General features: G+C 46.4%; 10 protein-coding genes and 1 pseudogene. 5 read left to right on the top strand and 6 right to left on the bottom strand.

Going from position 1 to position 11,754, the window contains the following annotated elements; genetic code table 11:
• A pseudogene (locus QUB63_RS13080) lies at nucleotides 1–126 on the top strand (photosystem II q(b) protein); the annotation flags it as partial.
• Nucleotides 127–598: 472 nt separating this feature from the next.
• Nucleotides 599–1,375 carry a GerMN domain-containing protein gene (locus QUB63_RS13075; protein ID WP_332945614.1) on the top strand — a complete coding sequence of 259 codons (777 nt, stop codon included), beginning with the start codon at nucleotides 599–601 and terminating at the stop codon, nucleotides 1,373–1,375.
• A gap of 311 nt (nucleotides 1,376–1,686) precedes the next feature.
• Here the strand turns inward: QUB63_RS13075 and QUB63_RS13070 are convergent, their stop codons facing one another.
• From QUB63_RS13070 to efp, 3 genes are all read right to left on the bottom strand, one after another.
• Nucleotides 1,687–2,079, bottom strand: coding sequence for an ArsR/SmtB family transcription factor (locus QUB63_RS13070; RefSeq protein WP_106146178.1), 393 nt, complete (start codon nucleotides 2,077–2,079; stop codon nucleotides 1,687–1,689).
• A gap of 30 nt (nucleotides 2,080–2,109) precedes the next feature.
• Nucleotides 2,110–2,667, bottom strand: coding sequence for an acetyl-CoA carboxylase biotin carboxyl carrier protein (accB, locus tag QUB63_RS13065; protein ID WP_332945611.1), 558 nt, complete (start codon nucleotides 2,665–2,667; stop codon nucleotides 2,110–2,112).
• Between the two features lie 186 nt (nucleotides 2,668–2,853).
• Nucleotides 2,854–3,411 (bottom strand): elongation factor P, encoded by a 558-nt coding sequence (gene efp, locus QUB63_RS13060; RefSeq protein ID WP_332945610.1) that lies wholly within the window; start codon nucleotides 3,409–3,411, stop codon nucleotides 2,854–2,856.
• Nucleotides 3,412–3,802: 391 nt separating this feature from the next.
• Between efp and QUB63_RS13055 the strand changes: the two genes are divergently transcribed.
• The 3 genes from QUB63_RS13055 (at nucleotide 3,803) to thiL (ending at nucleotide 6,911) form a co-directional block, all read left to right on the top strand.
• Nucleotides 3,803–4,927 (top strand): peptidylprolyl isomerase, encoded by a 1,125-nt coding sequence (locus tag QUB63_RS13055; protein ID WP_332945609.1) that lies wholly within the window; start codon nucleotides 3,803–3,805, stop codon nucleotides 4,925–4,927.
• Between the two features lie 300 nt (nucleotides 4,928–5,227).
• Nucleotides 5,228–5,542, top strand: a complete 315-nt coding sequence (locus QUB63_RS13050; protein WP_332945608.1) for a hypothetical protein — start codon at nucleotides 5,228–5,230, stop codon at nucleotides 5,540–5,542.
• Nucleotides 5,543–5,771: 229 nt separating this feature from the next.
• Nucleotides 5,772–6,911: a thiamine-phosphate kinase gene (gene thiL, locus QUB63_RS13045; protein ID WP_332945607.1), complete on the top strand. Its 1,140-nt coding sequence runs from the start codon at nucleotides 5,772–5,774 to the stop codon at nucleotides 6,909–6,911.
• A gap of 56 nt (nucleotides 6,912–6,967) precedes the next feature.
• Here the strand turns inward: thiL and QUB63_RS13040 are convergent, their stop codons facing one another.
• The 3 genes from QUB63_RS13040 to QUB63_RS13030 form a co-directional block, all read right to left on the bottom strand.
• Nucleotides 6,968–8,200: a hypothetical protein gene (locus QUB63_RS13040; RefSeq protein ID WP_332945606.1), complete on the bottom strand. Its 1,233-nt coding sequence runs from the start codon at nucleotides 8,198–8,200 to the stop codon at nucleotides 6,968–6,970.
• Nucleotides 8,201–8,411: 211 nt separating this feature from the next.
• Nucleotides 8,412–8,765, bottom strand: coding sequence for a hypothetical protein (locus tag QUB63_RS13035; RefSeq protein WP_332945605.1), 354 nt, complete (start codon nucleotides 8,763–8,765; stop codon nucleotides 8,412–8,414).
• A 265-nt stretch (nucleotides 8,766–9,030) separates the two neighbouring features.
• On the bottom strand, nucleotides 9,031–11,499 hold the full coding sequence (locus QUB63_RS13030; RefSeq protein ID WP_332945603.1) for a CHAT domain-containing protein: 2,469 nt from the start codon (nucleotides 11,497–11,499) through the stop codon (nucleotides 9,031–9,033).
• Nucleotides 11,500–11,754: the final 255 nt, after the last annotated feature.

Raw genomic sequence — 11,754 nt, 5'->3', positions numbered from 1 at the left:
GTTATCAACCGCGCTAACTTGGGTATGGAAGTAATGCACGAGCGCAACGCTCACAACTTCCCGCTCGACTTGGCTGCTGCCCAAACCACTCCTGTGGCATTGGTTGCTCCTTCTATCAATGGCTAAGTTTTAGTCTGAGATAGATCTCAAGCGCTCCTAGAAATAGGGGCGCTTTTTGTTTGGGAAAATATATTTTTCTTGAATTCCTTCTTGCTTCTATCCGTTACCTCGGTTAGATCCGCTACATCGATCTTTTTTCCTTTTACCATCAACATCCATCGGTTAAGTCCGTTAGCTCGGTTAAATTCGTGGAGCGAACCCGTTGCCGAACTTCCTGCCATCCGTAAATTTTTATGCTTACTATAGAATATAGCCGCTAGGCCGATCGAGATACTGTGACATACTCCACGCGCGAAATCTCAAATTATCGTCTAGGATTCCAATAGTCGGATTCAGGATATGTTGGACTTGCCGTAGAGTATGTTGCTAGCAGCAATGCAATTGTCCCAATTCCAGAATCTAACCAGAGACAAATGTAGCTGATCGGGAGTCGCTCCTCACCGTCCCAAGCGCTCTATCTGTAAGGAGGATTTGTATTATGAAAGATGGACAAGAAGTACGCCGCGTCTCCACAGCAGCAGTCATTGCCGGTGTTTGCGGGTTGGCTTTAGTAACGGGAGGGGGCATTGCTTGGTGGACGGCGAGCCGTTCGCCAACCTCAGCAGATACGCAGTCTTCAGCTCCGACAACCGCTCCGGCGCTGTCCCCAAGTCCTGTGGAATCCCCTGCTGTAATTATCCCCGTACCCCCTCCAAATCCTGTGCAAGTGCCGCAGGCTCAGACGCCGCAGGTTCAGACGCCGCAGGTTCAGACGCCGCAGGCTCTGGCGCCGCAGGTTCTGGCGCCGAAGTCGCCTCCGCCAAAGCCTTTGCAGCAGGCTGGTGCCCAGACAGTGCAAGTCTACTGGGTTAAAGATGCTAGCGGCAAATTTGAGGCATTTCCTACGAAAGTAGCTATCGCACAAGCTGACAAGCCTGATGCAGCTTTACAAGCTGCTTTTAACAGTTTGTTGGCCGGGCCCAAGGATGCAACTGTTTCTAGCGAAATTCCTAAAGGGACAAAACTCCGGAGTTTGAGTGTCAAAAATGACGGAGTTTATGTGGATTTGTCTTCCGAATTTACTTCGGGGGGAGGCAGCACTTCGATGACGAGTCGGTTAGGGCAAGTTATCTATACGGCTACGAGTTTAAAACCGAATACCAAGGTTTGGATTTCGGTGGAAGGCAAGCCTTTAGAACTTTTGGGGGGCGAAGGTTTGGAAGTGGCTCAGCCGAGTACCCGCCAAATTTTTGACAAGAATTTTCCCCTGCGCTAACTTTTGATTCATTAGTTAGGAGTCCTGCCGTCATCAGTCATTAGTCATTAGTCTGAATGCAGAAAGTAGGGATTGATAACTGATAACTCATAACTGATGATATCGTGGACATGAGCATCCGAATAATAATTTTCGGAGTGAGCGTGCTGTGCCGCACAGCGAAGGATCGCACAGCCAAGCGTCCCGCACGGCGAGCAGGGTATAATTCCGTAGTTACCGGATTTGATATAACTGATGACTGATGACGGCAGGACTAATGACTGATGACGGCAGGACTAATGACTGATGACGGCAGGACTAATGACTGATGTTCAGTGCTTGGTAGTCAGGCTAAATGCCCGAAAGTGGAGGGCTTGCTGTTCGATCCGGGTAGCAAGCCGATCGCACACCATATTACACAGCTCAAAAATTAACTCATCTTGCACCTTATAATAAGCTGATGTCCCTTCACTCCGGCGAGTGAGGATACCAGCTTGGAGCATGAGTTTTAGGTGCTTAGAAACATTGGCTTGACTCGTTTGAGTAGCTTCCACCAACTCTTGCACGCATTTTTCGCCGTCGCGAAGCAAGTTCAAAATTCGTAAACGCATCGGCTCGCTCAGAATACTGAAATACTCAGCAACTTGTTGCACAACCTCTTGCGGGACAGGCTGGGATGACTTCATCAAACTCACCGGAGAGAAGTGATCTCGAAATATTAGCATTTATTCTGTCCATAACAATAAAGTAATCCTTTAATCCGGATTAATTCGCATCAAAATTTGACCGTATTCGACAGGTTCCCCATTTTGCACTAAAATTTCCATCACTTGACCGGACACTTCATCAGCATCAATCTCGTTCATCAGTTTCATCGCTTCGATAATACAGACTGTCTGGCTGACCTTGATGCGATCGCCCACATTGACAAAAGGCGGCTCGTCGGGAGCAGCAGCGCGATAAAAAGTTCCTACCATCGGCGAGATAATTGCCACCCATTTGGTATCGACAGGAGCAGGCACGGCAGCAGGCGCGGCAGCAGGCGCGGCGGCAGGCGCGGCGGCCAGAGCAGGTGCTAAATTTTGGCCGACAGCAGGAGGTGACGCCGCAGTGGGGCTAGCAACAGCGCTGGGCGCGATCGGAGCGACACTCGCCGCAGTAGTAGGGAGCGCAGCAGCAGTGCCTGGTTCGCTGGCTAGAATGCCTTTGCGTACAGTCAGTTCAAGCTCCCCACTTTTTAACGTCAGTTCCGAAATGCCAGTTTTGTCTAAAACAGTTAGCAGTTCGCAAAGCTGGTTTAAGTCTAGTTGCACAGCAGATTCAAGGGTAATTGAGAATTGAGCATTGAAAATTGAGAATTGAAAATCCGGCGAAGCTAGGAAACTCCACCGATTTTGGAGGCCAAAGGGATAGTTTTTAGGCTTTGAGCGATGAGCGATAAATTTTTAGCTATTTAACTCAGAACTCAAAACTCAAAACTCCCCTTTCCTCCATCGTTGCTACTCTCGGCCGAGGTACTTGTCTTCACGAGTATCAATCCGAATCCGTTCTCCAATGGAAATAAATAGAGGCACCATAATCTGAGCTCCGGTGGAGACAATCGCGGGTTTGCTGCCGCCGGTGGCAGTATCTCCTTTGACTCCGGGATCGGTTTGTGTCACTTCCAAGACGACAGAGTTGGGCAGTTCCACTTCCAGGATTTGGTCGTTCCAGCGAAGGATGTTGACTTCCATCCCTTCATTGAGGTACTTGACACGATCGCCTATTTGCTTAGCAGTGAGGGTACTTTCCTCGTAAGTTTCCATATCCATAAAGACGAACTGGTCGCCCTCTTTATAGGTATGCTGCATCGCGCTCTTTTCCAGGTTGGCTTGAGGCATAGTCTCGCCAGCCCGGAAGGTTTGTTCTACTACGTTTCCGGTTTGGACGTTTTTTAATTTTGTCCGCACAAAAGCTGAACCCTTTCCGGGCTTGACGTGGAGGAATTCGATAACCCGCCACACGCCGTTATTCCATTCAATTGAAACACCTGGTCGAAAGTCGTTACTGGAAATCATATAAATTGTTGCGGGCAATCCCGTCGCCGGGGGGGCACGGGGGAACTACAGTCAGTCGATTTTAGATTTGAGATTTTAGATTTGAGATTTACTTGCAGCTCCGTGAATCTGCGAGCTTGAACCCAGGTCTAAAATGTTCGATCTCTCCACGACAGGAGTCTGGGGATTGTATCCGTTTTTGAGCGGGGGTCAGCTTAAAGCCGCAGTCTAGCTGACGGCATCAAAAAGCAATTGGCAATTTATTTTACCGTTCAAAGGGAGCAAGTGCTGTACTCCAAGCTAAAAAGCTCTGGCTTGGTGAGCCGGAGTTCGGCCACCGATGTAACGGATAGAAGGCGATCGCGCGCTGTGGGAAGATAATAGAGGCAATAAAAGTTAAACTTATAAAGTTATGTTGCATTGGCCTAATTTCTCGATCGATACGTGCAAGCGCTGGGTCAAAACCGCCGCTTTAGCAGTCCTGCTATTCACTCTCGGACTCAGTTTTAGCTCGGTATCCTATGCCAAACGCCCCAGCAGCAGTATGCCTGCGGGGAATGCGATTACCGACGGCAGGGCGCTGCTGCGCTACGCTTTACCTCTTGACAATCAGACTGTGCGAGAGTTGCAAATCAGTCTCGAAGACATTGGCAACCACATCCGTTCTAAACGTTGGGGGCCCATCAGCAGCGATGTCAGCAAGGCTTCGAGGATTCTCAACCTGCGGGAGTCTGACATTTTAGGGAGTATTCCCGAGGCGAAACAGCCGGAAGCTGAGGCGCTAGTTGCACGAGTCAAGGAGGGAATTGCTGATCTGGAAAAGGCTGTTGAGGCTAAAGACAGGGAAAAAGTCACTGACTTGAAAGCCACAATACTCGGTTCGGTAGGCGAAATCGAAGAGTTGATGGTAACAAAGTTTCCGTTTGAAGTGCCTGCAAAGTATGCTAATCTGCCTCAACTGAAAGGCCGCGCTACTGTGGCTGTGGAAACTCAAAAGGGGACAATTACTGTTGTGGTTGACGGCTACAGCGCGCCTGTGACTGCTGGTAATTTTGTGGATTTGGTCGATCGAGGTTTTTATGACGGTTTGCCGTTTATTCGATCGGAAGAATCCTATGTTTTGCAAACGGGAGATCCCGAAGGCAAGGAAGTGGGTTTTATTGACCCAGGTACTGGCAAATACCGAAATGTGCCGCTGGAAGTGCTCGTCAGAGACGAAAAAGATCCTATTTACGGGATTACTCTAGAAGATGCGGGGCGCTATCGCGACGAGCCTGTTTTGCCTTTTTCGGCTTTCGGTACTGTGGCGATGGCCCGCGCTGAAGCTGAACCAGACAGCGGTTCTTCTCAGTTTTTCTTTTTCTTGTTTGAACCAGAACTCACGCCCGCTGGCTTGAATCTGTTGGACGGGCGGTATGCTGTTTTTGGTTACATGATTGAAGGAAAAGAGGTTTTGGAGCAACTGAAGCAGGGAGACAAGATTATATCTGCTAAGGTGATTAAAGGGAAGGAAAATTTGGTTCAACCTCAAGTTTAATCGATCGAGGCGATTGAAATCGCTGCTTGTCAAACAAAGCCCGCCTCCGCGGGCTGGCAGAAACAATAACAAATAAGAAAGAAAAAAATGGCGATTGAAATCGCTTCTTGTCAAACAAAGACCGCCTTCGCGGGCTGGCAGAAATTATGACAAACAAAGACGGCGATTGAAATCGCTTCTTGTCGAACAAAGACCGCCTCTGCGGGCTGGAAGAGTTAATCACATTAGTTGAAGTTTAATTAAGATCATTATTTTGATATACTGAGATTCGTTATTCCAACTAGCAATTATAACGCTATTATGGCAATTTTAGAATTTTTATTGGTAATTGGTTTGGGCGGATTCGCAGGCTTGTTGATTGTCAACAATCTGAATGAAAGCAAGCAAAAGCGACAGTTGGATGAGGCTTTTTATCAGTTGTTGGAAACTCAAAACAGTCAGATGTCGCTGATTCAATTGGCGGCTAGCGCGAGGGTTGAGGCTGAAGTGGCTCAGCAGTATTTAAACCGGCAAGTTAAGATTTTTTCGGCGGTTTTAGAGGTAGACGATGAAGGAGATACTTTTTATAGGTTTCCGAGGTTGCGCTTGCCGCCGAGTTCGGGTAAGGAATGGTAATGCAGTTGACAGTTGACAGTGGACAGTTGACAGTGGACAGTTGACAGTTGTTAGTTGTTGGTTGTTGGTTGTTGGTTGTTAGTTGTTAGTTGTTAGTTGTTAGTTGTCATTGGTTCAGGAATTACGCACCAATAACGTGCTACAGGTAAGACACCTGTTCCATAACACATTGAGTTTATTGCGGGATGGGCATCTTGCCCGCCCCCATCTCACTAAAAAATCCTTTTTAATGCTGATTAAAGATATCGGAGAACAAGGTCTTTTAAGAAGACTACAAAAATTCTGCCCTGCAGAAATAGTCGGAGATGATTGCGCTGTACTTCGGACAAATCCTCAGCAATCTCTGGCGCTGACGACGGATATGTTGGTGGATGGAGTGCATTTTAGCGATCGCACTACAGGCCCTTATTATGCAGGATGGCGGGCGGCGGCGGCAAATTTGTCGGATCTGGCCGCCATGGGTGCAACGCCTCTGGCGGTGACGGTAGGCCTCGCTGTGACTGCGGATACGGCTGTAGAGTGGGTGGAAGAGTTTTATCGGGGGATGACGGCTTGTTTGGAAGTGTATCATACGCCGATCGCCGGTGGGGATGTGGTGCGATCGCCCGTGGTGACTGTGGCGATTACGGCTTTCGGACAGGTTGAGGAAAATCGTACCATTCGCAGGTCAAATGCGATCTCGAATTGGGCGATTGTGGCGACTGGCGTGCACGGAGCGTCCCGCGCGGGATTAGAATTGTTGTTGAATCCAGAATTTGGACAAAATCTGGAAAAGGGCGATCGAACTTCTTTAATTCTCGCTCATCAGCAGCCTAAACCGCGAGTGGATGTTTTGCCGATTTTGTGGGAAATTTTAGATGCTGCGGGTGCGATGGAACCCCCCCTCAGTCCCCCCCTTGCTAAGGGGGGGAAGCAAGAGTTGGAAATGGAACCCCTGATGAAGGGTGATAAACAAGAGTCAAATTCTCCTTCTCCCCCCCTTAGCAAGGGGGGGCCGGGGGGGGTTAATTCCCCAATTGCGATTGCTGGAATGGATAGCAGCGATGGTTTGGCTGATGCGATTATTCAGGTTTGTCGGGCTAGCGGTGTTGGTGCAAAAGTCGATCGCACGAAAATACCAATTCCCGATATTTTCAGCGAAATAGTATCAACCGAGACAGCTTTAGATTGGGCCTTGTACGGGGGTGAAGACTTCGAGTTAGTGCTGTTTTTACCGATCGCAAATGCTGAGTTATTAGTGGAAAAAATAGGAAATGGAGCCGCGATTGTGGGAATCACTACGGATAGCACCGATATCTGGTTGAGTGATAGCAGCGGTATTTGTCCTGATGTTGGGTTAAAGATCGATCGAGGATTTCAACACTTCTAAATTCTCTCTTATCTCTTAGTCCGCTTGGCATGGACATCGTTTGTAGAGACGCGGTTTCAACCGCCGAGTCTCTCTTCCGCTTCCTGTAAAATATCATTAACGGGTGGACTTTGGGAATCGGGCAATCTGGGAGGTTCAGACTTACGCCGAAACCATCTGTACTTATTGATTTTCCACGCACCATTAATCCAGCCCACCAATCCAGAAACCACGATTACCGCCAAGAGACTCCACAACAGACTAGCTACAGCCGGATGAATGCGATCGCCATTTTGAGGTATTCTGAACACTATGTCTCTCTCTACATAATTCGCAACCGCAGACACCACAATGCCTCCAGCCCCTAATCCAGTACCGAGTATTTGAATGGTTCTTTCTAGGGAGCGATCGATTTCTGCTTGTTCAATATCTACAATCCCCGCCACCACATCCACCGCAATCTTAATCAAATCAGTGCCATGTTTGAAATAGCCTAAATCACCCTGAATTTGTCTTTGAAAATACGGAGAATTTTTATCAATAAAAAACTTGAATGTTGTTAAATATTCGGTTGATGCTTGCCATTCATCACATATTTCATATAGTTTTTCCTGATAATTGTAACCATGAATATTTATTGTATTATTTGAATTTTCTAAACATTCTAATTCTCTTTGATAATTCAAACTTTCTCGAAGTAACTGTTTGTGTGTGATTTTCAGAGAGGTTAAAGACTCATCTGTATTAACCTTTTCCTCGGAAGCAACATCATTATTCGATTCAAACTCAGGGATTTTTGTTTCTAAGCTAGCGATTATCCCCTCAATTTCTCCATATAGTCCCTTGAGTAAAGCAGAAATTCTGCGGCTATCCAGAAAAGCTTTAGTGATTTTATGGCGATAATAAAACAGTTCAAATAAAGGTTGAAGAATTTGCTTTAATTTTTCCTCAATCTCATCGTCAACCAGATAAACAAACACTTGTAGTTGACTTTTGAGCGAACTGTACTCAAAAATTCGAGAATCCAGTAACTCAGTATCGCGGTAAAAAGGTGGACGCACAGATGCTTCGGGGAACAGATTCTTTAAACATTCATCCGCAACTTGGCGGAGGTATTTTTTAGTGCGAGGTTGATAGGTTGGTAATTTGTAGGTAATAAAAATAGTCTGTCCCAGCCCATCTTCATAACTATCAGCAAGCATGAGATTATTAACATTAAAATCTTTTAATGCTGCTATATCTATATCTTTATTTTCATCCTTTTTTGGGCTGCCAATTCTTGCTAAAATGCCTTCGCTATCATCATCCAAAAGGCAAAACCTGAAGGAACCATCAATTTTATTTGAATGCGAAAACTTCTTGACTTGAGTGAGGGGATAACCGAGGTTGGCTTGGGAAAATATTAGCTCTTTTTCCGGGCTGAAATGTTGCCAGATATTATTAGCCCAAGTCCAGATAGAGTTGACTTCGGTTTTGCTTTCGCGGCTGAGTTGGTAGCTGTAGATGTAGATTTGGGGATGGTCAATTTTTAGCATTTGCTTTGTCAATGCGTTTTTTCAAGTTTGCTTCTAGTTTTTTGAGATCTTCTAGTTTTTTGAGATTGGGAGATATATTGATGAGTGTTTCATAACCGGGCGTGACTTTTGCTTCGGCATCATCGAGATTTTTTATGTTCAGAATTTTAATTTCATCTCTCACCTCTCTAAACTGTCTATAGAGTGCATTAATAGCCTCTTCTACAGTATCGTTATCAGCACCAGATTCTGCCAAGGGCAGGATTTGGGTGAGTAATTGTTCGATAAAAGCGGGAGTAAGAATTGTGGGCGCGGTGGTAATCGCGTTGTATATTTGGGACAAAATATCGACTTCATTCATAAATTTACCTCACTTTGGTTTAATTCTGGCCTGTTGATTGATGATTGTATGATAATTCCAACTGCTGTAGGGGCGGGTTCGCCGAAATATTTGACACCCAGCGATGGATTGTAAAAACCCGCCCCACCCACCTAAAAATTCGGATTACGATGCTATTGTAGAGATAGATTGTAGGTTATATCCTAGCCGGGGCGGGTTTATGAAATCTCTGGTTTTCATCAGAGATGGTTGGTGAACCCGCCCCTACAACATTTGCACATTCAGATTATAACCCTATGGCACAAAACGCTCCCCAATGATAAACATCGCCGTAGGGTTGTTCATCATCATTGTAGCCTTTTAATTCCTTGAGTATGAGTTTTTTCTGAGCTTTATCGAAACTATCGGATTCCTCCACCCATGTTAGCAAATCTGGGGTTTTGGCAGACTTAAACCAGCGCTGGGTATGCTGGAGGGCTTTACCGATTCTAACTTCAGGTTGTAGCAATTCATAGAATTTTACCATTATCAACGCGGTGGAGAGGTCGTTGACAGCCCAAAGACTGGCTAGGGTTCCCATTGCTCCGGCGTGGATAAATCCTGTCGGCAATCCAATATAATCGGAGCGATTGTTGGTGTCAATGAGGGCGGTTTCGCAGGCGGAAAGCACGACTAGGCGGCAATGTTTGAATTGCAATAGCAAGATATCTGCTAATGTTAGACAATTGTTAATATCGGCTGTTTTGCCTTCGCGCCATTCCACGTAGCAATCTGATTCATTCTCCTCGGTGCCCGCCCTCGACTGGGAATCTCCGGGGATGATACCCCCAGACAATATCAAAAACGATTTTAGCGGATCGTCGGGATTAAAGGAGCCGTGACAGGAAAAGTGCGCGCAGTGGGCGTTTTCTAACCGATCTAGATACTTTTCTAGGAGATTTGTTTTACTCGCTTCATCGCCGAGGAGAATTTGACTTATCGCGAATTTGGGGGCGATGCTGGTAACTTCTAAATCGGTGTACTGCAGATCCGAGGTGGGGTTTTGCAGGGCGAGGAGTTGGTCAAAATTTGGGTGGATGGTAATCTGTTGCAGGAGTTGGCAACTGGGGGCGTATTGAATGCCTTCGAGGTATCTATCTAATAAGAATTCGCCGTCACTTAGGGGTAGGGCGTGGAGGGGGAACAGGTGCAGCAACCAGTGGAGAATTAGGATTAAGCGCGTACTTGATGGCGGCAGAATTGTGGTGATTTGGAGGATGTCTGCGAGGCGCTGGAGATAGGTAGCAAGTTGCTTTTGCCAGTCGGTTTTGCTTTGTTTGTAGGCTTCCCGGTATTCAATAACTAAATCGGTTAATTCATCCCATTGACGGTGGCGGTGCACTGTCAGCACGTCGGGGTAAGTGAGGACAAAGGTGATGATTTCTTCGTTGGTGATGTACCACTCAATGAGGGCGGTGTTTGGGGTGAGGAGTTGGGTGATTTCGCTGAAGGTGATGGGTGCTAGGGTTTTGGGGATTTCCTGTTTTTGGGCGATTACTTCTGCAAGGTTGCGGGCTTTGTTGGCTTCGGCATATAAGAGTGCTTCTTGGTTGCTTTGGCGATCGAGACATACCTGCACCATGCCTTTGTAGAGTCTATCCCACTGCAAGTCGTGTTTTTGCTTGGTTTCATTTTGCGATTCCAACTTCCGCAGTTGGGCGGCTCCGGCTATGGCATTTTTAAAGGTATCGTAGGCAGTTTGGAGAGTTGCTGCTTTTTGGTTTGTGTCTTCTGGTTTTTCTTGGTTGATGTAGTCTAGTTTTGCCAGATAAGCCCAGCCCAGGTTATTTAAGGTTCCTACATTCTTGAACGGGAAATCCTCAAGGGTACGAACAGTTAAAGCAGCCTCATAACACTCGATCGCCCGTTCCAGATTTTCTGCCCGCGAACCGTTTATCCTGTCAATGCAGGCAGCAGCTAGGTTATTTTGAGTCATTGCCCAATCTTCACGGAAATCCTCAAGGGTATAGACAGTTAAAGCAGCCTCATAACACTCGATCGCCCGTTCCAGATTTTCTGCCCGCGAACCGTTTATCCTGTTTCTGTAGGCAACTGCTAGGTTATTTTGAGTCATTGCCCAATCTTCAGGGAAATCCTCAAGGGTACGAACAGTTAAAGCAGCCTGATACAACTCGATCGCCCGTTCCAGATTTTCTGCCCGCGAACCGTTTATCCTGTTACTGTAGGCAGCAGCTAGGTTATTTTGAGTCATTGCCCAATCTTCAGGAAAATTCTCAAGGGTACGAACAGTTAAAGCAGCCTGATACAACTTGAGCGCCCGTTCCAGATTTTCTGCCGGGGAACCGTTTATCCTGTCACTGTAGGCAAGGGCTAGGTTATTTTGAGTTTGAGCAAACATTTCGCTTCCCGGTTGCCGATTATTTAAAACTATTTGATAACCAGTAATCGCAATTTCAATATTATTCGCTCTACTGCCAATGGGAAAGTTTTTAATATGAATACTCAACTTTTCAATGAGGGCGACAATTAACTCAATTGTTTCTGGATTTTGGTCGGCAATTAACCTCTGGGCTACTTGCTGTAAAGTCTCGGCAAAACTGGCATTCAAGAGATGTTGCCGTTGTTTTAGTATCGGGTAAATTACTTTAATATCGCTATTGCTAGCTGCTTCTGCTTGCAATAATTCTAGGATAAATTCTGCATATTCTTGGGAATCTTCACCTTCGGAGTGAACTCGATCGCCGTTTTCATTCATAGGTTATAGTTAATAGTTGATAGCGTTTGCATAATTGCTGTAGGGGCGGGTCGCCAACCATCTTTAATACCCACAAACAATCCCCATAAACCCGCCCCCACCCTACCCAAGAAATTCGCTCGCTTGTTTCCAATTTTCCTACAAATGCGATCGGTCGTTTTCCGGTTTTCCCGAAAGTGCGATTCCCTACGGGATAGCTTCGCTTCACGGGAATTTGTCCTTGGGAGGGGGCGGGTTTATTTCAATTGTTGGTAC

It is taken from the genome of Microcoleus sp. ARI1-B5 (assembly GCF_036705795.1).
Taxonomy (GTDB): Bacteria; Cyanobacteriota; Cyanobacteriia; order Cyanobacteriales; family Microcoleaceae; genus Microcoleus.
This window is presented reverse-complemented; position numbering and strand designations above follow the sequence as displayed.